Origin of the sequence: Hyphomonas sp. CACIAM 19H1 (assembly GCF_003325995.1) — a bacterium.
In the GTDB taxonomy this organism is placed as follows: domain Bacteria; phylum Pseudomonadota; class Alphaproteobacteria; order Caulobacterales; family Hyphomonadaceae; genus Hyphomonas; species Hyphomonas polymorpha.
Map to the genome: position 1 here is coordinate 1,710,361 of NZ_CP016437.1, position 21,785 is coordinate 1,732,145.

Below are 21,785 nucleotides of genomic sequence, written 5' to 3' on the forward strand. Positions count from 1 at the left end.
CTCGGCTTGTCCTGCTTGGCCTGGACAATCGCCTGTTCGATCTGGCCCGGAAGCTGGTTGGCATACCGCACCGGCCGGCGCGAGCGGTCGCATAGCGAAATCACCCCTTCCTCCTTGTACCGGTTGAAGATCTTGTGGCCCGTCTTCCGGGATATCCCGAACTCCCGGCACAAATCGCTCATCGACTCACCTTCCAGGCGGCGAGCCACAAATCGCAGGCGTTCATCCATCTTTGGTCCGTCCTTCCATGGCATCCCAACCTCCCGCCAAAGCGAAAAGTGTTACCCATGTGTCCGGTACAATCTGTCACCTATGTCTCAGGTCGCTCATTTCCGGACAATTCAGAAAGCGGTCGCCTGTGCCATTTGGCGCGGCCCTCTTGTCATTGGCGGCGCAGCGGCCGAGACCTTGATGGAGCGCAGTTCTGGAGGTCCGCATGAGCCAAGATACGCAACCCTGGTGGCGCGGCGCGGTCATCTACCAGATATATCCGCGCTCCTATCAGGATTCCAACGGGGATGGGGTGGGCGACCTGCCGGGGATCACCCGCCGGCTCGATCATATCGCGGCGCTCGGCGTGTCGGCCATCTGGATCTCGCCCTTCTTCCGCTCGCCGATGAAGGATTTCGGCTATGATGTGTCGGACTATTGCGACGTCGACCCGGTGTTCGGCACCCTGGCGGATTTCGATGCGCTTCTGGAAAAAGCACACTCTCTCGGCCTGAAAGTCATCATCGATCAGGTCTATGCTCACACCTCTGATGAGCATGCCTGGTTTGCGGAGAGCCGTACTTCCCGATTAAACCCCAAGGCAGACTGGTTCGTCTGGCGCGATCCCAAGCCCGATGGCGCGCCCCCCAATAACTGGCAGTCGGTGTTCGGCGGCCCGGCCTGGACGTGGGACGCACGCCGCGGCCAGTATTTCATGCACAACTTTCTCTCCAGCCAGCCCCAGCTGAATGTCCACAACCCCGAGGTTCAGGACGCGCTGCTCGGCGTCGCGAAATTCTGGCTGGACCGGGGCGTGGATGGCTTCCGGCTGGATGCGATCAATTTTGCGATGTTTGATCCCGAATTCCGGGACAACCCGCCCTGGCCCGCCGAAGGGCGAACGATCACCCGGCCGTTTGACCTGCAACATCATATTCATAACCAGTCGCACCCGGATATTCCCCTATTCATGGAGCGGGTGCGCAAACTCGCCGATGGCTATGGCGATATCTATACGGTTGCCGAAATTCCGGGGCCCGATCCGATACCCGAAATGCGCGCGTTTACGGCCGAAGGCCGGCTCAGTTCGGCCTACAGCTTTGACTTTCTATACGCCAAATCGCTTTCGGCCCGCCGGGTGAAAACCGCCCAGATGAACTGGGCAGGCCCGTTCAGCGAAGGCTGGGCCGCCTGGGCCTTCTCCAATCACGACGCGCCCCGCTGTATCAGCCGCTGGTGCCCGCCCCGCGGTGACCTTGTGGCCTATGCCAAGCTGACCAATGCGCTGCTGCTCTGCCTGCGCGGCAACCCCATCCTCTATCAGGGGGAGGAGCTGGGGCTGACGCAGGCCGAGATCGCCTTTGAAGATTTGCGGGACCCGGAAGCCATTGCCAACTGGCCGCTGACCCTTGGGCGGGATGGCGCCCGTACGCCCATGCCCTGGATCAACGACAACAGCTATGCTGGCTTCTCCGAGGTGAAGCCGTGGTTACCCGTCGGCGCGGGCCACGCGCTTCAGGCGGCGGCGGCGCAATATGGTCAGCCCTTCTCGGTGCTGGAGTTCACGCGTCTTGTGATTGCTGTGCGCAACGGATCGGCCGCATTCAGGCTGGGCGAAGTGAGCTTTCCGGAAACTCCCGCTGCCTTGCTGGCAATCGAGCGCAGCTTTGAAGGCGAGCGGGTGCTGTGCCTTTTCAATCTGACTAACGCGCCGCAAGAGGTCGGCATACCTCTCCCAACGGCCCGAACACTCCTGGCGTCGGATGGAACGATGCGGGTTCCGGAGCGTTTGGCGGCTTTTGGAGTATGGATTGGGGCATTGGACAACAAGGCGCCATGACTAACGTTGTCATTTTGCGTGGAAGCGTCATATAAGGCCTGAAACTGCCTCGGCTCCCCGTGGCAGCCGACCTGAGAGAGGAAGCGCCCCGGTGGCAAAATTTGTTCCTGTTGAACCCTTCGACATCGTGATTTTCGGCGGCACGGGCGACCTGTCCCGGCGCAAACTTCTTCCCGCGCTTTACCACCGCTGGGTCGATGGGCAGATTCCGGAAAACTCCACCATCGTCGGCACGGCGCGGTCGGACATGGATGATGCAGCTTACCGGGCCGTCGCCAAGGAGGCCTGCGAAAAGGCATCGGGGAAGTCGTGGGATGCGGACGCCTGGGACAAGTTTGAAAAGATTCTGCACTATGTCACGATTGATGCCACCAACCCGGAAGGCGACTGGGAGGGGCTCAAAAGCAAAATGACGTCCGAGGAAGAACGCCCACGGATTTTCTATCTCGCGACGTCGCCGCACCTCTATGTCGACATCTGCCGGGCGCTTGGCGCAGTCGGTCTGTCGGGCGGTCTCTCGCGGGTTGTGCTTGAAAAGCCGATCGGCACTGACCTTGCTTCCGCGCAGGCGATCAATGATGGCGTGGCAGAGGTGTTTGCCGAGCGGCAGGTGTTCCGGATTGACCATTATCTCGGCAAGGAAACGGTGCAGAACCTTATGGTGCTGCGTTTCGCCAATATTCTGTTCGAGCCGCTTTGGTCGCAGAACTATATCGATCACGTTCAGATCACTGTGGCAGAAGATCTTGGGCTTGAGGGGCGTGCGGATTACTACGACCGCTCTGGCGCGCTACGGGATATGGTTCAGAACCACATGTTGCAGCTCCTCTGCCTGACAGCGATGGAGCCACCCAACGATCTCGACGATGATGACATCCGTACTGAGAAGATAAAGGTGCTCAAGGCGCTTCGCCCGGTAACAGAGGCCGATGCCCGGCGGCTGACGGTGCGCGGGCAATATGCGGCCGGGATTCATGCCGGCCAACCCGTGAAAGGGTATGTTGAGGAACTGTCCGCTCCCAAGGGCAGCAAGACGGAAACCTTCGTTGCAATCAAGGCAGAGATAAGCAATTGGCGCTGGACCGGCGTGCCCTTCTACCTTCGCACCGGCAAGCGTATGTCTTCGCGCCATTCCGATATCGTGATCCAGTTCAAGCGTGCGCCCCATAATCTGTTTGGTGAACAGTTCGGAAACGTAAACAAGCTGGTGATCCGCCTTCAGCCGGATGAGGCCGTGCGCCTCTATGTGCAGATCAAGGAGCCGGGGCCAGGCGGCTTGCGGGTCAAATCCCTGCCTTTGAACCTTTCCTATGCGGAGAGTTTCATGCTGCGTTATCCCGATGCCTATGAGCGCCTGCTGATGGATGTGGTGCGCGGAAATCTCTCGCTGTTCATGCGGCGAGATGAAGTGGAGGCGGCCTGGCGCTGGGTGGATGGGCTTATAGAGGCCTGGGAAACCAGCGGATACGAGCCGGAGACTTATCCAGCGGGTACCGACGGGCCAATGGCTTCTGCCATGCTCATGGACCGCGACAATCGAAGCTGGTGGAAGGAGAGTTAAGCAGATGGATTCACGCCTCATAGTTCTGGATGACCGGGAAGCTGCCTCAGCGCTCGCTGCTGAACTCGCCGCGCTTCAATTATCGAGAACCATCGCAAGAGATGGGCAGGCAAGCTTCATGGTCTCCGGGGGCTCGTCGCCGGGCCGGATGTTCAGCCTGCTGGCCGAGGAGCATCTTGAATGGGAAAAGGTCACCGTCGGGCTGGTGGATGAGCGTTGGGTTGCGGCTGATCATCCGGAGTCGAACGAAAAGGCCGTCCGGGAAAAACTTCTGAAAGGGCCCGCCTCCGCTGCGCATTTCCTTCCGATGAAAACGGCAGATGCAGAGCCAGCCAGCGCAGTAGCCAGCCGCGCAGCCGCCTATGCGCCGCATCTTTCGCCACTCTCCTGCATTCTGCTCGGGATGGGGCCGGATGGGCACACCGCGAGCTGGTTTCCCGGCTCGATGGGGCTGGAGCAGGCAATGTATCCGAAAGATGGCGCTGTAATCGCTGCAATAGACGCAAGCAACACGCCCGTCGCCGGAGAGTTTCGCCACCGCATGACGCTGACGGCGGACCCCGTCTGTAATGCCGAAGCGGGCATTCTCCTGGTATTCGGCGAAGACAAGAGAGCGGCGCTTGAGCACGCCTTGAACGGTGACGAGCAGCTTTATCCCGTCCGCCGAGCCATCGAGGGGTTGGGACGCCGCCTCTCCATCATTTGGGCACCCTGATCCATGACGCCGCTGCATCCCACTGTCGAGGAAGTCACCCGCCGCATCGAGGCGCGGTCGAAGGATTCCCGCGCCGCCTATCTTGAAATGATCCGTAGCCGGCGCCCCAAGGCGTATGCGCGCACACGCCTGCACGAGGGGAACATCGCCCATGCGTCTGCAGGCTGCGCGGTGATTGAGAAAGCACAGATCCTTGGCGCTGGCTGGCCCGTCCTCGGCATCATCACGGCTTACAACGATATGCTGTCTGCCCACGCGCCGTTTGAAACCTATCCGCAGATCATCCGGGATGCAGCGCGGGAGGTGAATGCGGTGGCGCAGGTGGCGGGCGGCGTGCCGGCGATGTGTGACGGCGTCACGCAGGGGCAGGAGGGTATGGAACTCTCGCTGTTCTCGCGTGACATCATCGCAATGGCATCAGCGATCGGCCTGTCTCACGACGCATTCGATGCGGCGCTGCATCTGGGCGTGTGCGACAAGATTGTGCCGGGGCTGGTGATCGCCGCGCTGCGCTTTGGCTGGCTGCCCTCGATCTTCGTTCCGGCCGGGCCAATGCCTTCAGGGCTGCCCAATCCGGAGAAAGTCCGTATCCGGCAATTGTTCGCCGAAGGCAAGGTAGGCCGAGACGCTCTGCTTAAGGCAGAGGCGGAAAGCTACCACGCCCAGGGCACATGCACCTTCTACGGCACGGCAAACTCGAACCAGATGATCATGGAGGTCATGGGCCTTCATTTGCCCGGCGCTGCTTTCACCAATCCGGGTACGCCGCTTCGTGCTGCGCTGACGCGTGCCGCCGCTCAGCGCGCGGCCGCCATTACTGCGCAGGGCGGCGACTACCGGCCCGCCGGGGAGCTCGTCGACGCCCGCTCGCTGGTCAACGCGATCGTCGGCCTGATGGCAACGGGCGGCTCGACAAATCATGCCCTTCACATCCCGGCGATGGCTGCCGCGGCAGGGCTGGAGGTGACGCTGGAAGATTTTGCCGACCTCTCCCACGTGACCCCCCTGATGGCACGAATTTACCCCAATGGCGGCGCGGATGTGAACCATTTTCACGCGGCTGGCGGCATGGGCTTCCTTGTCCGGGAGCTGATCAATGCCGGTCTGTTGCATGGGGATGCGTCTGCGGTGATGGGAACGCTGGCCGAATATAGTCGCGAGCCGTTCCTCCAGGACGGCGCGCTTGCCTGGCGGCCTGCGCCGGAGGTCAGCGGCGACAGGGATGTGCTCCGGCCAGCCAATGACCCTTTCTCGTCGGATGGCGGTTTGCGACTTGTGGATGGCCCGCTCGGCCGCGGCGTGTGCAAGGTGTCTGCGATCAAGCCGGAGAACCGTATCGTCGAAGCGCCCGCACTCGTCTTCGATACGCAGGAAGCGCTCCGCGAGGCATTTGAGGCGCGCCAGCTCGACCGGGATTTCGTGGCAGTTGTGCGTTTCCAGGGGCCCGCGGCCAACGGCATGCCAGAACTGCACGGCCTTTCGCCCGTTCTCGGCGTGCTGCAGGACCGGGGGTACCGGGTCGCTCTGGTAACTGACGGACGTATGTCCGGCGCCAGTGGCAAGATCCCCGCCGCGATCCATGTCGCGCCGGAAGCTGCGCGCGGTGGCCCGCTGGCGCGGGTGCGGGATGGCGACATCATCCGGCTGGATGGCGAGGCCGGGCGCCTCGACCTGAAAGTCGATCCTGCAGAGTTTGCGGCCCGCGCGCCCGCCGAGTTCCGCCCAAACCGGCCCGCGGCAGGGCTTGGCCGAGAAATGTTCGATCTGTTCCGGCATGCCGCCAGCACAGCCGATTGTGGCGCCAGCCCCTTTCGTTTTCTCGGCTCAGGGGCTTGAGCGATGCAGCAACCGATCCTTGTCGGCGATATCGGGGGCACCAACGCCCGTTTTGCCTTGGCATCGCGCCGGGATGGCAAGCTGAACATCGAGCATTTCGAGAAGCTCGCTGGGGACGGGTTCGGCTCGTTTGATGAGGCGTTGCAGCAATATCTCGACCAGATCGGGGCCGAGGTGTCGGAGGCGTGTTTTGCGCTCGCCGGGCCCGTCGAGAATCAGGAAGTCACGCTGACCAATCGCGGCTGGCATGTTTCCGCCGGCAGCTTGAAGGAAAGTTTTGGCTTTCAGGACGTGTGCCTGATCAACGACTTTCATGCGATGGCGCGCGCCGTTCCCGAATTTGAGTATGATTCGTTCGACTGCATTTTTCCCGGCACGCCAAAGCCGGGCGCGCCTGTGCTGGTAACCGGGCCGGGGACAGGATTTGGCGTGGCAACCTTGTTGTCCGAGCCGAAAGGCCGCTGGCGCGTTGTGTCGGGGGAAGGGGGGCATATGGCTTATGCCCCGCGCACCGATATGGAACATGCGCTCGCCCGCCTGCTGATGCGCGATCATGGGTATGTGTCGAATGAACTTGTGGCCTCTGGCAGCGGGCTGGATGAGGTTCACGCGGCCTTTTGCGAGATTTTCGGCCGCCCTCGCGTCGAACTGACCCCCGAAGAAATGCGCGAACGCGCCGATTCGGGGGACGAGCTTCTCCAGACGCTCATCGAAGTGCGGGCCCTGGCTGTATTGGGCGCTGCAGGAGACCTAGTTTTGGCCAATGGCGCGCTCGGCGGTGTGGTGCTTGCGGGCGGCGTCAGCGAGCGCATCTCGGATTTCCTCAAAACGGCTGCGGCAAGGCAGCGATTCGTGACGCGCGGACCAATGAGCCACTACCTCGAGGACTGTCCCGTGTGGCTGATGCGGGAGCAGGTGGCGCCGCTGATCGGCGCTGCGGCGTATTATGAGCAGCACAAGCGCACCTGATTGAGAATTATTCGCAAACTCAGGGCTTTCCTGCATCCTCCGTGACCGACCGCCGCAGCAAGTGACCCGTGAAATTGCGTTTTCGCAGGATATACTGCGAGGCGCTGCGATTACAGATGCGCGTCAGTTGCGCCCGGCGGGAAACCGTCCTAATCGGGCGGCAACGCAATGGGAGCAATTGCACTATGACGGAAGTTGAACGGCTTGCCCTCGACTATCTGCCGGTCATCATTTTTCTGGTGATCGGTGCGGTGATTTCGTGCCTTTTCGTGATCGGGAACGTGCTTCTGGCTCCTTCGAAGCCCGACCCGGAAAAGAACTCCGCCTATGAGTGCGGTTTCCCGGCCTTCGATGATGCCCGCATGAAGTTCGATGTGCGATTCTACCTTGTCGCCATTTTGTTCATCATCTTCGACCTTGAGGTGGCCTTCCTCTTCCCTTGGGCGATCAGCCTGGGAGAGATCGGTGTGGTCGGTTTCTGGTCGATGGTGGTGTTCCTGGGCGTGCTGACGGTCGGCTTTGTCTATGAATGGCGCCGCGGCGCTCTGGAGTGGGAATGATGTCTGACAATTCCTACAAGCCATATGCGCTGGGCGGCGCGCGGGCAGGGGTCGAAGGCGGCTTCAAGCCTGGCAATGATGACCCGTTCTATTCCGGCCTCTCGGATCAGCTTGCGGACAAGGGCTACTTCACGGCCGCAGCGGATGATCTGATCAGCTGGGCGCGTACCGGCTCACTGATGTGGATGACGTTCGGTCTGGCCTGTTGCGCCGTGGAAATGATGCACGCCGGCAACCCGCGCTACGATCTGGAGCGGTTCGGCATGGCGCCGCGCGGGTCGCCGCGCCAGTCAGACGTGATGATCGTCGCCGGTACGCTCACCAACAAGATGGCGCCGGCGCTCCGCAAGGTCTACGACCAGATGCCGGAGCCGCGCTACGTGATCTCGATGGGCAGCTGCGCCAATGGCGGCGGCTATTACCATTACAGCTACAGCGTCGTTCGCGGCTGCGACCGCATCGTTCCTGTGGATATCTACATTCCGGGCTGCCCGCCCACCGCTGAGGCTCTCGTCTACGGCTTCCTGCAGCTGCAGAAGAAGATCCGGCGCGAAGGCTCGCTTGAGCGCTGATGGTGACGACAATGGATACTCAGGCGCTTTCCGAACTTGCAGCCCATATCGAAAGCCGGATGCCCGATGCCGTGCGCAGCTGGCAGATCCGCGTGGGCGAACTGACGCTGTTGGCCGAACGGGACCATATCGTCCCGCTGCTGCGTTTCCTGCGCGACGATCAGCAATGCAACTTCGAAACTCTCATCGATGTTTGCGGCGTTGATTACCCGGAGCGCTCGGAGCGTTTCGAAGTGGTCTACCACCTGCTGTCGATGCGGATGAACCACCGGATCCGCGTGCGCATCCGCACCGATGAAGAAACGGCTGTGCCGAGCGTCGTCTCGCTCTGGCCGGTTGCGAACTGGTTCGAGCGCGAGGCGTTCGACATGTATGGCATCCAGTTTGCCGATCATCCGGACCTGCGCCGCATCCTCACCGACTACGGTTTCGAAGGCTGGCCGCTCCGCAAGGACTTCCCGCTCACCGGGCATTACGAGGTTCGCTATGACGATCTCGAAAAGCGCGTGATCTACGAACCCGTGAAGCTCGCTCAGGAATACCGCAATTTCGATTTCCTCTCGCCCTGGGAAGGCATGACCAGCGTCATCCCCGGCGACGAGAAAGCGAAGGAAGGCTGATCAGATGGCCGACACCGCACACATCGCAGACATGGACGACCGTAAGTTCACGCTGAACTTTGGCCCGCAGCATCCTGCCGCCCACGGCGTGCTCCGCATGATCCTCGATCTCGACGGCGAAATCGTCACCCGCGTGGACAGCCATATCGGCCTGCTCCACCGTGGCACGGAAAAGCTGCTCGAATACAAGACCTACCTGCAGGGTATGCCGTATTTCGACCGGCTCGATTACTGCGCGCCGATGAACCAGGAGCACGCCTGGTGCCTCGCCATCGAGAAGCTGCTCGGGGTGGAAGTGCCTCGCCGCGCCAGCCTCATCCGCGTCATGTACTCCGAAATCGGCCGGATCATGTCGCACCTCCTCAACGTCGGTACTGGCGTGATGGACGTGGGCGCGCTGACGCCGATCACCTGGTGTTTCGAGGAGCGTGAGAAGCTCTGCGTGTTCTATGAGCGCGCATCGGGCAGCCGTATGCACGCGGCCTATTTCCGTCCCGGCGGCGTCCATCAGGATCTGCCCCAGCGTCTCATCGACGATATCGCCACCTGGTGCGAGCAGTTCCCCGAGAAGCTCGACCAGATCGAGGGCCTCGTCACCGAAAACCGTATCTTCAAACAGCGTAACGTCGATATCGGCGTGGTCGACCAGCGCACGATCCTCGACTGGGGCTTCAGCGGCGTCATGGTGCGCGGCTCAGGTTTTGCCTGGGACCTTCGCCGTTCGCAGCCCTATGAGTGCTACAGCGAACTCGACTTCAAAGTTCCTGTCGGCCGCCATGGCGACAATTACGATCGCTATGTCTGCCGCATGGAAGAGATGCGCGAGTCCGTGAAGATCATCCTCCAGTGTATCGACCTGATGGCGAAAGATGGTCCCGGACCGGTCCTTCTGGCCGGTTCTAAGCTCTCCCCGCCGCGCCGCGGCGAGATGAAGAATTCGATGGAAGCCCTGATCCATCACTTCAAGCTGTACACGGAAGGCTTCCACGTTCCGGAAGGCGAATGCTACGCCGCCGTCGAAGCACCCAAGGGTGAGTTCGGCGTGTACCTCGTGGCAGATGGCACAAACCGCCCGTATCGCGCCAAGATCCGTGCCCCGGGTTACCCGCACCTCCAGGCGATGGACCATCTTTGCAAGGGCCACCAGCTGGCAGACGTGTCTGCCGTTCTCGGAACGCTCGACATCGTGTTCGGGGAGATCGACCGGTGAGTGCCTCCTTCGACCTCATCCAGCGCCAGCTGGAAGCCTATAACAGCCAGGACATCGACGCTTTCCTCGCCTGCTATGCAGACGACGCCGAACTCGCGACACTGAATGGTGGGGTAAACCAGAAGGGTCTGGACGCCATCCGCAAGCGCCACGAAGACCTCTTCGCCCAGTTCCCGCAGAACCGCGCAAAACTGGTCAACCGGATCGATCTCGGCACCACCGTCATCGACCATGAAGCGGTGGAGCGTTCGCCCGGCGGCGAAACCTTCGAGGTGGCCGCCATCTACACCATCCGCGACGGCAAGATCGCGCGTGTCGACTTTGCGAGGGCAGGGGCGGTCTGATGGGCGTTCTGCCGGAACAGCGTGTATCGGTCATCACCGTAGGGGTTCGCGACCTCGCCGGCATGATCCGTTTTTACACGGATGTTCTGGGGTTTGAGGATCGCGGCGTCAAAGGCGAGGTGGCGTTCTTCAATGCCGGTGGCCTCGTGATCGGCCTCTGGGACGAAAACAAGCTCGCCGCTGACGCGGGCGTTTCCGATGATCGCAAGGGCGCCTTCAAGGGCTTCGCGCTGGCGTTCAACGCGCGTTCTGCCGAAGAGGTAGACGAGATTTTCGGCCGGCTGGAGCGTGCGGGCGCCCGCATTTCCAAGCCGCCGCACAAGACATACTGGGGTGGATACTCCGGCTACTTTGCAGACCCTGAAGGGAATGCCTGGGAAGTCGCCTACAATCCATTCTGGCCAATTGACGAAGCGGGCCGCGTTGCCGTTCCGCTTGCGAAGGAGCAGTAGATGGCATTGCGCCGGTTTGACCTTGAGGCGGGGGGCGACAGCTTCTCCTTCAAGCCTGAGACAGAAGACAAGATTGCGTTCTGGCGGGGCAAGTATCCGGCGGACAAGCAGCGTTCGGCGGTTATCCCGCTGCTCTGGCTCGCCCAGAAGGACAACAATGGCTGGCTCTCCGAGCCTGCCATGCGCGAAGTCGCTGACCGTCTGGAGATGCCCTACATCCGCGTCTACGAGGTCGCCACCTTCTACACGATGTTCCGTCTTCAGCCGGTTGGAAAGTTCCATATCCAGCTTTGCGGCACCACGCCCTGCCAGCTCCGCGGCGCAGATGACCTGAAAGAGGTCTGCAAGCGCGAGATTGGCGGTCAGATGTATGTCACCGATGACAAGCGCCTCTCCTGGGAAGAGGTCGAATGTCTCGGCGCCTGCGTGAACGCGCCCATGGTGCAGATCAATGACGATTACTATGAAGACCTGACGCCGGATTCCTTCGCGCAGATCATCGGCCGGCTGAAGAATGGCGTTGAGGTGTCACCAGGTCCGCAGATTGACCGCATCAACAGTGCGCCTGAGGGCGGCGCCAAGACGTTGACGGACGAAGCGCTGTTCGATGGCAGCCGCAATTCGGTCAAGTCGCTGCCAAACCTGCCGGAGCCGGCAGGGGAGGCTACCGCCGAAGCTACCGGCCGCCCAGATGCCGGCGCGCCGACAAATGTGAAGCGCGAAGAGCCGACCGCAGGCAAGGCAACCCTGATCGACACGACCAGCAAGCCGGATGCAACAAAGGACGGCATGTCCGCCCCGAAGGACAAGAAGGACTAGGCCATGTTGCAGGACAAGGACCGCATCTTCACAAACCTCTACGGCCTGCATTCGCCGGGCCTGGAAGCCGCCAAGCAGCGCGGCGCCTGGCACCTGACGCGCGAAATGCTCGCCATGGGGCCGGACTGGATCTGCGACCAGATCAAGGCGTCAGGCCTGCGTGGCCGCGGCGGCGCCGGCTTCCCGACCGGTCTGAAATGGACCTTCATGCCGAAAGAAGTGCGCGACCGTCCGCATTATCTTGTCGTGAACGCCGACGAGTCCGAACCCGGTACGTGCAAGGACCGTGAAATCCTCCGCCACGATCCGCATCTGCTGATCGAAGGCTGCATGGTGGCCAGCCGCGCGATGCGCGCCCACAAATGCTATGTCTATATTCGCGGCGAATACATCAACGAGCGTCATGCGCTCGAGAAAGCCGTCAAGGAAGCCTATGAGGCGAAGCTGATCGGCAAGGACAATGTGAACGGCTGGGATTTTGACCTCTATGTTCACCACGGCGCTGGCGCTTACATCTGCGGCGAGGAAACCGCGCTGCTCGAAAGCCTTGAAGGCAAGAAGGGCCAACCACGCCTGAAGCCGCCATTCCCGGCGAATGCAGGTCTCTATGGCTGCCCAACCACGGTGAATAATGTTGAATCCATCGCTGTCGCACCAACAATCTTGCGCCGCGGTGCGCAGTGGTTTGCCGGTTTCGGCCGCCCCAACAATGCGGGCACCAAGCTGTTCTGCATCTCCGGCCATGTGAACAAGCCGTGCAATGTCGAAGAAGAGATGTCGATCACCTTCCGTGAGCTGATCGAAACCCATTGCGGCGGCATTCGTGGCGGCTGGGACAATCTCAAGGCCGTGATCCCCGGCGGATCCTCAGTGCCGATGGTGCCGGCAGAACAGATCATGGACGCCTATATGGATTTCGACACGCTCCGTGATCTGAAGTCCGGCCTCGGCACGGCGGCTGTGATCGTCATGGACAAGCAGACCGATCTGATCAAGGCGATCGCCCGTCTCGCTTATTTCTACAAGCATGAAAGCTGCGGCCAGTGCACGCCGTGCCGTGAAGGCACGGGCTGGATGTGGCGCGTGCTGGAGCGCATGGTGCGCGGCGAAGCCGAGCATGACGAGATCGACACGCTGCTGGACGTTACCAAACAGGTCGAAGGGCACACGATCTGCGCCCTTGGTGATGCCGCTGCCTGGCCGATCCAGGGCCTGATCCGGCATTTCCGTCACGAAATCGAAGAACGCATCACCCAGTATCGTTTGCCCCGCGCCATGGTGCAGGGCGCTGTCGTCACGGCTGCAGAGTAAGGAAGAATTGGCAAGTGAGCCTGACCCGCGCCATCCTGATCGTATCCTGGTGCCTGTCGCTGGCCACCCTTCACGGGGTTGTGGCGATTGCGCTGGGCTATGTGATGCCCCGCAATGGCGGCGTGGTTGAAAGCCAGCGGCTTTACGTGATGGCTGTTGCCGGTGCTTCGTTGCTTTCCGCCGTCCTTGCGCTGATGGCTATCTTCTACGTCAAGGCGCTCTGGGGTGTCATGGTGCTCGCCATCGTCAGCGCCGGCCTGTTTTTCTACGGCATGATTGAATATGCGCTGCCTTTCAATCTGCTGGTCCTGGGCGCGCTTGCCGCCCAGTTCATCTTCTCCCGCTTCGCCATTGGCCTCAACGCCATCGACAATCCTGGCAAGCCCCGCATCAATCCTTCCGAAGAGTTCTGAAGTCCCATGTCCGACACTTTCAAGCTGAACATCGACGGCCAGGAAATCGAAGTGCCCAAGCACTACACGCTGATGCAAGCGTGTGAGGAAGCGGGCGCCGAAATCCCGCGCTTCTGCTATCATGAGCGCCTGTCGGTCGCCGGTAACTGCCGCATGTGCCTCGTCGAGTGGGAAGGGGCGCCCAAGCCGATCGCCTCCTGCGCCCAGATCGTTGGCGACATGCGCCCGAACCGGGATGGCTCTGCGCCCATCGTGCGCACCGGCGGTGCCTATGTCGAAAAGGCCCGCAACGGGGTGATGGAGTTCCTGCTCATCAATCACCCGCTCGATTGTCCGATCTGTGACCAGGGCGGCGAATGCGACCTTCAGGACCAGGCGGTGGCCTACGGCCGCTCAACCTCGCGCTATGATGAGAACAAGCGCGCTGTCGAAGACAAATACATGGGCCCGCTGGTCAAGACGATCATGACCCGGTGTATCCAGTGCACGCGCTGCGTCCGCTTCGTGGCAGAAGTCGCCGGCGTCGAAGAGATGGGCATGATCAGCCGCGGCGAGAATGCCGAGATCACGACCTATCTGGAAAAATCGCTGACATCTGAGCTCTCGGGCAACGTCATCGATCTGTGCCCTGTCGGCGCGCTGACGTCGAAACCTTACGCCTTCAATGCGCGCCCCTGGGAGCTGCGCAAAACCTCTTCCGTAGATGTGATGGACGCGATGGGCGCCGCCATCCGCGTTGATGCCAAGGGCGATGCCGTGATGCGCATCATGCCCGAGCTCAACGAAGAGGTGAACGAGGAGTGGCTGTCGGACAAGTCGCGCTTCGTCTGGGATGGTCTCGGCCGTCAGCGCCTTGATCGCCCCTATATCCGCGAGAACGGCAAGCTGCGCGCCGCGACATGGGGTGAGGCCTTTGAAGCCGTGAAAGCGGCTCTCTCGGTCGGCGCCGACAAGATCGGCGTGGTCGCCGGAGACCTGATCGAGGTCGAGCAGGCCAAGGCCGCGCTGGACCTCTTTCGCAGCCTCGGCGTGAAGAATACGGATTGCCGCCCGGCAGGTGCCCAGTACGGCACTTCGGGCGTGCGCGAGCACTACCTTTTCAATCCCACCCTGATGGGTATCGAAGAGGCCGACGCCCTGCTGCTGATCGGCGCCAACCCGCGCGTTGAAGCTGCTGTCTGGAACGCCCGCATTCGCAAATCCTGGCTCTGGGGCAATCTCAAGATCGGCCTCATCGGCGAGGCTGTCGATCTGACGTATCCTTATGAGCATCTTGGGACCAGCGCGGCCGATCTCGACCAGCTTGCCTCAAGTGATTTCTTCCAGGTCCTGAAGGATGCCAAGCGTCCGATGATTGTGGTCGGGGAGGGCGCGCTTTGTCGCGAGGATGGTCTTAAACTGTCCGAAATTGTCCATAAACTGTCCCAGACTGTCGGTGCAGTGTCCGAAGAATGGGCCGGTTTTGGCGTGCTTCATACCGCGGCTGGCCGTGTGGGTGCATTGGATGTCGGCTTCGTGCCGGCCGAAGGCGGCCTCGCAACCGCCGAAATCCTGGGCGGCGGCCTTTCCACGGTCGTCCTCCTCGGCGCTGACGAGGTGGACCTGTCAAAGCTTGGAAATTCCAAGGTTATTTATGTCGGTTCCCATGGCGATGCCGGGGCAAGCCGGGCAGACATCGTCCTGCCCAGCGCTGCCTATACCGAAATGACCGCCACTTACGTAAACACCGAAGGCCGGGTCCAGATGACCACGCGCGCCGTCCAGCCGAAAGGCGAGGCGCGGGAAGGCTGGGCAATTTTCCGCGCCCTTTCAGCGGTTTGCGGAAAGCCGCTTCCTTATGACACAGCAGACCAGCTCCGCGCGCTCCTGCGCGGCAAGGAAGGCGAAAACACTGCGTTCTCCGGCCGCGGCTACGCCCCTGGCGCACGCGGCGTGGGGGCGCTTTCGCAGCCGGTGGCGGAAGCCTCTGGCAGCCTCAGCAGCGCGCCCTTCAGATCTGCAATTGTGGATTTCTACCTCACCAACCCGATTGCACGGGCATCCAAGACAATGGCCGAGTGTTCTGCGCTGGCAAGCCGCCTAGACACTCCGGTAGCGGCAGAGTAGGGCGGCGCCATGAGCAACGCGATCGAGTCTCTTGGCAGCCTCTGGGGGCCGCTGCTGGTGTTGGGTCAGATTGGCCTGTTCACACTGGTGCTGCTTCTGTCGATTGCCTTCCTTCTGCTCCTGGACCGCAAGGTCTGGGCAGGTGTGATGATGCGCAAGGGCCCGAACGTGGTCGGCCCCTTCGGTTTGCTCCAGTCCTTCGCGGACTTTGGCAAGTTCCTGCTGAAGGAAATCGTGATCCCGGCCGGCGCCAACAAGGCCGTGTTCCTTATGGCGCCGATCCTAACCTGTACGCTGGCCTTCGTAACCTGGGCGGCCATTCCCGTGGCGCCCGGCACCGAAACGGGCACCAGCTGGGTTATCGCCAACCTGAACGTTGGTATCCTCTATCTCTTTGCGATCTCGTCGCTGGGTGTCTACGGCATCATCATGGGCGGCTGGGCATCGAACTCCAAATACCCGTTCCTCGGCGCGCTCCGTTCGGCAGCGCAGATGGTGTCCTATGAGGTTTCCATCGGTTTCGTGATCGTCACGGTGATCCTGCTGGTCGGCTCGATGAACCTCACCACCATCGTCAACAACCAGGATGGCGGTATTCAGAACTGGCATGTGTTCAGCTTCCAGTATTTCCCGCTGATCCTCGTCATGCTGCCGATGTTCGTGATCTTCTTCATTTCGGCGCTGGCAGAGACCAACCGTCCGCCGTTCGACCTTCCGGAAGCTGAATCGGAACTGGTTGCGGGCTATCAGGTCGAATATGGCTCGACGCCGTACCTCCTCTTCATGCTGGGGGAATATCTCAACATCGTGCTGATGTGCGCGATGATGACGATCCTGTTCCTTGGCGGCTGGCATGGCCCGATCGCCCTCGGGCCTGAGCTTACGGCAAACCTGCCGCCGCTTCTCCTCAGCCTCGCCGGCCTTGCCTGGTTCATGGGGAAGGTGCTGTTCTGCTTCTTCCTGTTCGCTCTGGTGAAGGCCATCGTGCCCCGGTACCGCTATGACCAGCTGATGCGTCTGGGCTGGAAAATCTTCCTGCCGACTTCGCTGGCAGCGGTGATCCTCGTGGCCGGCTATGTGACATTCGTGGGAGGTCTCTCATGAGCCTTGCGCAAACTCTTCGCGGCGCTCTGCTGACGGATTTTCTGGGTGCGTCCTGGATTGCAGTCCGGGAAATGTTCCGCCGCAAGGCGACCGTGAACTATCCTTTCGAGAAGAACCCGCTTTCGCCGCGTTTCCGGGGGGAACATGCCCTCCGCCGCTATCCCAGCGGGGAAGAGCGCTGCATCGCATGCAAACTCTGCGAGGCAATCTGCCCGGCGCAGGCGATCACCATTGAAGCCGAACCCCGCGAAGACGGCGCTCGCCGCACGACGCGCTACGATATCGATATGGTGAAGTGCATCTATTGCGGCTTCTGTCAGGAAGCCTGCCCGGTGGACGCCATCGTCGAAGGGCCGAACTTTGAATTTGCGACTGAAACACGCGAAGAGCTGTTCTACGACAAGGAACGGCTATTGGCGAATGGCGACCGCTGGGAACGGCTGATCGCCAAGAATCTCGAATTGGATGCGCCGTACCGGTAGGGCGGCGCTGGGTTGAAGCAGGGCCGGGCCGGTCAGGTTCTGGCATTTAGCAGGAAGGGGCGAACAAGCCGTGGCGTTGATCGCTTTCTCATTGATTGCGGCGGTTGTCGTGTTGGCGGCGATGTTTGTCATCGCAGCGCGAAATCCCGTGCACTCCGTGCTCTGGCTCATTCTGACGTTCTTCTCGGCGGCGGGGCTTCTGGTCCTGATTGGCGCCGAGTTCCTCGCGATGCTGCTGGTGGTCGTCTATGTCGGCGCTGTGGCCGTGTTGTTCCTGTTCGTCGTGATGATGCTGGACGTGGACTTCGTTGAAATGAAGCAGGGAACCCTCCGGTATTGGCCGTTTGCGCTGCTTGTGGGGGTCATTCTGCTGGCGGAGCTCGCGCTTGTTTCTGTCGCAGGCGGCAATGTTCCCACCGGCAATATGGATGCGTCGCCGAATGCGCCCACCAACGCGGAAGCCATCGGCTATGTGATGTATACCGACTATATTCTGCTGTTTCAGCTGGCTGGCATTGTGCTGCTGGTGGCGATGGTCGGGGCTATTGTTCTTACGCTGCGCCACAAGCCGCACATCAAGCGTCAGGATATTGCCAGGCAGACTGGCCGTCGCCGCGCCGACGCTATTGAGCTCAAGGACCCAACACCAGGGCAGGGGATCTGATAGATGGAACTCGGACTTCCTCACTATCTAATGGTGTCAGCGGCACTCTTCACGATCGGTGTCGTCGGCATCTTCGTGAACCGCAAGAACATCATCGTCATCCTGATGGCGATTGAGCTGATCCTGCTTTCCGTGAACATCAACCTGGTGGCCTTTTCGGTCTTCAGCGGCACGATCCAGGGGCAGATCTTTGCCATGCTCGTGCTGACGGTTGCCGCAGCAGAAGCGGCCGTGGGACTTGCGATCCTGGTCGTCTATTTCCGTAACCGGCGCGACATCTCGGTTGAGAATGTCGACCTCATGAAGGGCTGATAAGGGTATGCTTCCTGATAGCCTTCTCCTTTTCATCGTTCTGGCGCCCGGTATCGCGGCGCTGTTCGGTCTGTTTCACAAGATCATCGGTGATCGGATCGTCATGCTGGTCACCACCGGTACGGTGCTGACTGCGGGCGCGCTGTCGCTCTACCAGCTCTTTGCCTATGTGGCGGGCCTTGGCCTTGTCGGCGGACATGAAGCCCACGCAGCGCTGGACGCTTACCTGACCGCTGGCCCCGCGCATGGTACGCAGGAGCTGAAGCAGCACATCATCACGCTGATGCCGTGGATCGAGGTGGGCAACTTCAAGGCTAACTGGGCGATCCGGGTGGATGCGCTGTCCATTGTCATGATGGCGGTCATCACGGGCGTCTCCGGCCTCGTTCACCTCTATTCGTGGGGGTATATGAGCGAAGAGCCGCACAAGGCCCGCTTCTTTGCCTATCTCTCGCTCTTCACCTTCATGATGCTCATGCTGGTGGTGGCCGATAACTTCATCCAGCTGTTCTTCGGCTGGGAAGGCGTGGGTCTCGCGTCGTACCTGCTGATCGGCTTCTGGTACACGAAGAAGGCGCCGAATGATGCCTCGATCAAGGCCTTCGTGACCAACCGCGTGGGCGACTTTGGTCTTGCTCTCGGCATCATGGCTGTATTCTTCGTGTTCGGCAGCGTCGAGTTCGGCCCGGTACTGGATGCGATCCGGAACAACGTCATCGTGACGCCGGTTGCGTTTGCAGAAGCCGCGCCCGCCCGCGAAGTTATCATCTCCTTCCTCGGCCAGCGCGTTTATGCGCTCGAGCTCATCGGTATCCTGCTGTTCATCGGCGCGATGGGTAAGTCGGCACAGTTCTTCCTGCACGTCTGGCTGCCGGACGCCATGGAAGGCCCGACACCGGTGTCCGCGCTCATCCACGCGGCAACAATGGTGACGGCGGGTGTCTACCTCGTCTGCCTCGTCTCGCCGATCTATGAATACACGTTCTATGCGGCCGGTATGATCACGCTGGTGGGAGCCGTCACGGCGCTCTACGCCGCTACGGTGGGCATGGCTCAGAACGACATCAAGCGCGTGATCGCCTACTCAACCTGTTCGCAGCTGGGCTACATGTTCTTCGCGGCCGGCGTTGGCGCGTATGAAGCGGCGATGTTCCACCTCTTCACACACGCCTTCTTCAAGGCGCTACTCTTCCTTGGTGCCGGCTCCGTCATTCACGGGATGCACCACGAGCAGGACATGCGCCGGATGGGTGGCCTGGCGAAGTTCATGCCGCTGACCTACGCCGCCATGATGATCGGCACGATCGCCATCATCGGCCTCGGCATCCCGCACACAAAACTCGGCTTCTCCGGCTTCTTCTCCAAGGATGCGATCCTCGAGAGCACGTTTGCAGGTGGCAGCGCGCAGGTGATGTTTGGCCAGATGGCGTTCTGGTTCGGTTTGCTGGCAGCATTCCTGACGAGCTTCTATTCCTGGCGCCTGATCTACATGACCTTCCATGGTCCACTGACGCAGCATGGCGAGCATCACGATCACGGGCATCACGACACCCATGAGAGCGAAGACGTAAAAGGGGAGGAGCACCCTGCTGACGATCATCATGCGCACACGCCGCATGAGAGCCCGATGGTGATGCTCATCCCTCTGGGCTTGCTCAGCCTGGGTGCAATTTTCGCCGGCTTCTATTTCTACGATGCCTTCGTGGAGGCCAACAACGAGGCGTTCTGGGCTGGCGCAATCTACCGCGCCGCAGAGAACCATGTTCTCCATGATCGTCACAATGTACCGGAATGGGTTCTGTGGGCGCCTCTGGTGGTCACCGTCGCCGGCTTCGTGCTGGCGAGCATGACCTACTTCTTCAACAGAGGTGTGGGCGCGCGGATTGCTGCCAGCGGTGGACCGCTTCATGCGCTGTTCTCAAACAAGTGGTATTTCGACGAGATCTATCAGGCCACGCTGGTCCGCGGTTCCGCCTTCCTCGGAAACATTTTCTGGAAGGCAGACAAGAAGATCATCGATGGCGTCGGACCGGATGGAGTGGCCTGGTTTGCCGGCTTCAGCGCCCGCCGTCTCGCAAAACTCCACACAGGTTATCTTTATCACTATGCGTTCGTGATCATCGGGGCCGCCATTGTCTTTGGCGCGATCCTGTGGCTGCGGGCCGGAGGGGCCAACTGATGGGCGGTTTCCCCATTCTCACAGCAACGACATTCCTGCCTCTGATCGGGGCGCTGCTGATCGTACTTGTGCGGGCGGCCACGGCCGGCAGCCGTGCGGTCGCGGATGATGGCCGGCAGAACCGCGCCATTCTCATGGCGTCGTTGATCATCTCGGCAGCGACATTTGTGCTGTCGGTGGCGGCTTTCGTGTCGTTCGACGCGTCCCAGCCAGGTTACCAGCTGGTCGAACAGCATACCTGGTATGGCCCGATCAGCTACAAGCTGGGCATCGATGGCCTGTCGATTTCGCTGATCCTGCTCACGACGTTCCTTACGCCGATCTGCCTGCTGGCAAGCTGGAATTCGATCGACAAGCGCGTGACCGAGTATGTGGTCGCTTTCCTCGTCCTTGAGACATTCATGATCGGCGTTTTCACTGCGCTGGATCTGGTGCTGTTCTACATCTTCTTCGAAGCTGGCCTTATCCCGATGTTCCTGATCATCGGTATCTGGGGCGGGAAGGACCGTATTTATGCGTCCTTCAAATTCTTCCTCTATACGCTGATCGGCTCGCTTCTTCTGCTCGTGGCGGCAATCTACATGATCCAGGCAGCAGGCTCGGCAGACTTCGAAGTGCTGGAGCAATACGCCTTTGATCCCAGCGTTCAGACTTGGCTCTGGTTGGCCTTCCTCGCATCCTTCGCGGTGAAACTGCCCATGTGGCCGGTCCATACCTGGCTGCCGGATGCGCACGTTCAGGCACCGACGGCGGGCTCCGTGGTGCTTGCCGGTGTCCTGTTGAAAATGGGCGGCTATGGCATGCTGCGCTTCTCGCTGCCGATGTTCCCCGATGCGAGCGCGTTTTTCCAGCCGATGATGTTTGCTCTGGCCGTTGTGGCGATCATCTACACGTCGCTCGTCGCCTGGCGGCAGACGGATATGAAGAAGCTGATTGCTTACTCCTCTGTCGCGCACATGGGCTTCGTCACTCTCGGTATCTTCGCATTCAATGAGACGGGCATTCAGGGCGCCATCTTCCAGATGCTGAGCCACGGCCTCATTTCCGGCGCGCTCTTCCTTATCGTCGGCGTGGTCTATGACCGGATGCATACCCGCGAGATTGCTGCCTATGGCGGCCTCGTCAGCCGCATGCCGATTTATGCCGGCTTCTTCATGCTGTTCACGATGGCCAATGTCGGCCTTCCGGGCACCAGCGGCTTTGTGGGGGAAATCCTCACCATGGTCGGCGGCTTCCAGGCGGCAACCTGGGCAGCCTTCGGCGCCGCCTTCGGTGTGATCTTCTCGGCCGTCTACATGCTGACGCTGTATCGCCGGACAGTCTTTGGCGAGATCACCAATCCCCACCTTGAGGATATCAAGGACATGAACCGGATCGAATGGGTTTGTATCGCCCCGCTCGCGGCGCTGACGATCCTGTTCGGTATTGCTCCGAACCTCATTTTCACCGTCACCGGTGGTGCTACCGCGCGCATCATCGCGCTCATGGCGGGAGGCCAGTAAGCCG

At 60.9% G+C, this 21,785-nt stretch carries 22 protein-coding genes; 21 read left to right on the forward strand and 1 reads right to left on the reverse strand.

The features are described 5' to 3' along the window. Positions 1–254, reverse strand: a 254-nt coding sequence (locus BBF93_RS08070) for a helix-turn-helix domain-containing protein (RefSeq protein ID WP_162786479.1), incomplete at its 3' end; no start/stop codon positions are given. Between the two features lie 182 nt (positions 255–436). Here BBF93_RS08070 and BBF93_RS08075 point away from each other — a divergent pair. From BBF93_RS08075 to BBF93_RS08175, 21 genes are all read left to right on the forward strand, one after another. Further along, positions 437–2,050 (forward strand): alpha-glucosidase, encoded by a 1,614-nt coding sequence (locus BBF93_RS08075; RefSeq protein WP_114105578.1) that lies wholly within the window; start codon positions 437–439, stop codon positions 2,048–2,050. A gap of 91 nt (positions 2,051–2,141) precedes the next feature. Further along, entirely contained in the window at positions 2,142–3,611 is a 1,470-nt protein-coding gene (zwf, locus tag BBF93_RS08080) for a glucose-6-phosphate dehydrogenase (protein WP_035600037.1), read from the forward strand. A gap of 4 nt (positions 3,612–3,615) precedes the next feature. Further along, complete coding sequence (pgl, locus tag BBF93_RS08085) at positions 3,616–4,326, forward strand: 6-phosphogluconolactonase (RefSeq protein ID WP_114105579.1); 711 nt, start codon at positions 3,616–3,618, stop codon at positions 4,324–4,326. 3 nt (positions 4,327–4,329) lie between these two features. Next, the gene (edd, locus tag BBF93_RS08090) at positions 4,330–6,162 is read left to right on the forward strand and encodes a phosphogluconate dehydratase (protein ID WP_114105580.1); all 1,833 of its coding nucleotides are present in this window, start codon (positions 4,330–4,332) and stop codon (positions 6,160–6,162) included. Positions 6,163–6,165: 3 nt separating this feature from the next. Beyond that, a complete protein-coding gene (locus BBF93_RS08095; RefSeq protein WP_035600030.1) occupies positions 6,166–7,131 on the forward strand; it encodes a glucokinase in 966 nt (321 codons plus the stop codon). Between the two features lie 185 nt (positions 7,132–7,316). Beyond that, positions 7,317–7,691 (forward strand): NADH-quinone oxidoreductase subunit A, encoded by a 375-nt coding sequence (locus BBF93_RS08100; RefSeq protein ID WP_114105581.1) that lies wholly within the window; start codon positions 7,317–7,319, stop codon positions 7,689–7,691. After that, on the forward strand, positions 7,661–8,263 hold the full coding sequence (locus BBF93_RS08105; RefSeq protein ID WP_114105582.1) for an NADH-quinone oxidoreductase subunit B family protein: 603 nt from the start codon (positions 7,661–7,663) through the stop codon (positions 8,261–8,263). The genes BBF93_RS08100 and BBF93_RS08105 overlap by 31 nt, the downstream gene beginning before the upstream one ends. Before the next feature lie 11 nt (positions 8,264–8,274). Further along, positions 8,275–8,883, forward strand: coding sequence for an NADH-quinone oxidoreductase subunit C (locus tag BBF93_RS08110; protein WP_114107033.1), 609 nt, complete (start codon positions 8,275–8,277; stop codon positions 8,881–8,883). Between the two features lie 4 nt (positions 8,884–8,887). Then, positions 8,888–10,093 (forward strand): NADH-quinone oxidoreductase subunit D, encoded by a 1,206-nt coding sequence (locus BBF93_RS08115; protein ID WP_051612629.1) that lies wholly within the window; start codon positions 8,888–8,890, stop codon positions 10,091–10,093. Then, complete coding sequence (locus tag BBF93_RS08120) at positions 10,090–10,437, forward strand: SgcJ/EcaC family oxidoreductase (protein WP_051612628.1); 348 nt, start codon at positions 10,090–10,092, stop codon at positions 10,435–10,437. The genes BBF93_RS08115 and BBF93_RS08120 overlap by 4 nt, the downstream gene beginning before the upstream one ends. Next, the gene (locus BBF93_RS08125) at positions 10,437–10,889 is read left to right on the forward strand and encodes a VOC family protein (RefSeq protein ID WP_035600025.1); all 453 of its coding nucleotides are present in this window, start codon (positions 10,437–10,439) and stop codon (positions 10,887–10,889) included. Before BBF93_RS08120 ends, BBF93_RS08125 begins: the two co-directional genes overlap by 1 nt. After that, positions 10,890–11,708, forward strand: a complete 819-nt coding sequence (gene nuoE / locus BBF93_RS08130) for an NADH-quinone oxidoreductase subunit NuoE (protein ID WP_084324330.1) — start codon at positions 10,890–10,892, stop codon at positions 11,706–11,708. 3 nt (positions 11,709–11,711) lie between these two features. Then, a complete protein-coding gene (gene nuoF / locus BBF93_RS08135; RefSeq protein ID WP_035600023.1) occupies positions 11,712–13,019 on the forward strand; it encodes an NADH-quinone oxidoreductase subunit NuoF in 1,308 nt (435 codons plus the stop codon). Between the two features lie 14 nt (positions 13,020–13,033). Then, the gene (locus tag BBF93_RS08140) at positions 13,034–13,432 is read left to right on the forward strand and encodes a hypothetical protein (protein WP_114105583.1); all 399 of its coding nucleotides are present in this window, start codon (positions 13,034–13,036) and stop codon (positions 13,430–13,432) included. Between the two features lie 6 nt (positions 13,433–13,438). Beyond that, positions 13,439–15,538 carry an NADH-quinone oxidoreductase subunit NuoG gene (gene nuoG / locus BBF93_RS08145; protein ID WP_114105584.1) on the forward strand — a complete coding sequence of 700 codons (2,100 nt, stop codon included), beginning with the start codon at positions 13,439–13,441 and terminating at the stop codon, positions 15,536–15,538. Between the two features lie 9 nt (positions 15,539–15,547). Next, positions 15,548–16,642, forward strand: coding sequence for an NADH-quinone oxidoreductase subunit NuoH (gene nuoH, locus BBF93_RS08150; RefSeq protein ID WP_035600020.1), 1,095 nt, complete (start codon positions 15,548–15,550; stop codon positions 16,640–16,642). Then, positions 16,639–17,124: an NADH-quinone oxidoreductase subunit NuoI gene (gene nuoI, locus BBF93_RS08155; RefSeq protein WP_035600017.1), complete on the forward strand. Its 486-nt coding sequence runs from the start codon at positions 16,639–16,641 to the stop codon at positions 17,122–17,124. The genes nuoH and nuoI overlap by 4 nt, the downstream gene beginning before the upstream one ends. Before the next feature lie 70 nt (positions 17,125–17,194). Then, on the forward strand, positions 17,195–17,788 hold the full coding sequence (locus tag BBF93_RS08160) for an NADH-quinone oxidoreductase subunit J (protein ID WP_114105585.1): 594 nt from the start codon (positions 17,195–17,197) through the stop codon (positions 17,786–17,788). Positions 17,789–17,791: 3 nt separating this feature from the next. Beyond that, positions 17,792–18,100: an NADH-quinone oxidoreductase subunit NuoK gene (gene nuoK, locus BBF93_RS08165; RefSeq protein WP_035600014.1), complete on the forward strand. Its 309-nt coding sequence runs from the start codon at positions 17,792–17,794 to the stop codon at positions 18,098–18,100. A 7-nt stretch (positions 18,101–18,107) separates the two neighbouring features. Beyond that, entirely contained in the window at positions 18,108–20,279 is a 2,172-nt protein-coding gene (gene nuoL, locus BBF93_RS08170) for an NADH-quinone oxidoreductase subunit L (RefSeq protein ID WP_114105586.1), read from the forward strand. After that, positions 20,279–21,781: an NADH-quinone oxidoreductase subunit M gene (locus tag BBF93_RS08175; protein WP_114105587.1), complete on the forward strand. Its 1,503-nt coding sequence runs from the start codon at positions 20,279–20,281 to the stop codon at positions 21,779–21,781. The genes nuoL and BBF93_RS08175 overlap by 1 nt, the downstream gene beginning before the upstream one ends. Positions 21,782–21,785 lie beyond the last annotated feature (4 nt).

Excerpts from the sequence above, each read along its gene's own strand:
- BBF93_RS08075 (WP_114105578.1), top strand. The coding sequence starts at position 437 with ATGAGCCAAGATACGCAACCCTGGTGGCGCGGCGCGGTCATCTACCAG.
- pgl (WP_114105579.1), top strand. The coding sequence starts at position 3,616 with ATGGATTCACGCCTCATAGTTCTGGATGACCGGGAAGCTGCCTCAGCG.
- edd (WP_114105580.1), top strand. The coding sequence starts at position 4,330 with ATGACGCCGCTGCATCCCACTGTCGAGGAAGTCACCCGCCGCATCGAG.
- BBF93_RS08095 (WP_035600030.1), top strand. The coding sequence starts at position 6,166 with ATGCAGCAACCGATCCTTGTCGGCGATATCGGGGGCACCAACGCCCGT.
- BBF93_RS08100 (WP_114105581.1), top strand. The coding sequence starts at position 7,317 with ATGACGGAAGTTGAACGGCTTGCCCTCGACTATCTGCCGGTCATCATT.
- BBF93_RS08105 (WP_114105582.1), top strand. The coding sequence starts at position 7,661 with ATGGCGCCGCGGCGCTCTGGAGTGGGAATGATGTCTGACAATTCCTAC.
- BBF93_RS08110 (WP_114107033.1), top strand. The coding sequence starts at position 8,275 with ATGGATACTCAGGCGCTTTCCGAACTTGCAGCCCATATCGAAAGCCGG.
- BBF93_RS08115 (WP_051612629.1), top strand. The coding sequence starts at position 8,888 with ATGGCCGACACCGCACACATCGCAGACATGGACGACCGTAAGTTCACG.
- BBF93_RS08125 (WP_035600025.1), top strand. The coding sequence starts at position 10,437 with ATGGGCGTTCTGCCGGAACAGCGTGTATCGGTCATCACCGTAGGGGTT.
- nuoE (WP_084324330.1), top strand. The coding sequence starts at position 10,890 with ATGGCATTGCGCCGGTTTGACCTTGAGGCGGGGGGCGACAGCTTCTCC.
- nuoF (WP_035600023.1), top strand. The coding sequence starts at position 11,712 with ATGTTGCAGGACAAGGACCGCATCTTCACAAACCTCTACGGCCTGCAT.
- nuoG (WP_114105584.1), top strand. The coding sequence starts at position 13,439 with ATGTCCGACACTTTCAAGCTGAACATCGACGGCCAGGAAATCGAAGTG.
- nuoH (WP_035600020.1), top strand. The coding sequence starts at position 15,548 with ATGAGCAACGCGATCGAGTCTCTTGGCAGCCTCTGGGGGCCGCTGCTG.
- nuoI (WP_035600017.1), top strand. The coding sequence starts at position 16,639 with ATGAGCCTTGCGCAAACTCTTCGCGGCGCTCTGCTGACGGATTTTCTG.
- nuoK (WP_035600014.1), top strand. The coding sequence starts at position 17,792 with ATGGAACTCGGACTTCCTCACTATCTAATGGTGTCAGCGGCACTCTTC.
- nuoL (WP_114105586.1), top strand. The coding sequence starts at position 18,108 with ATGCTTCCTGATAGCCTTCTCCTTTTCATCGTTCTGGCGCCCGGTATC.
- BBF93_RS08175 (WP_114105587.1), top strand. The coding sequence starts at position 20,279 with ATGGGCGGTTTCCCCATTCTCACAGCAACGACATTCCTGCCTCTGATC.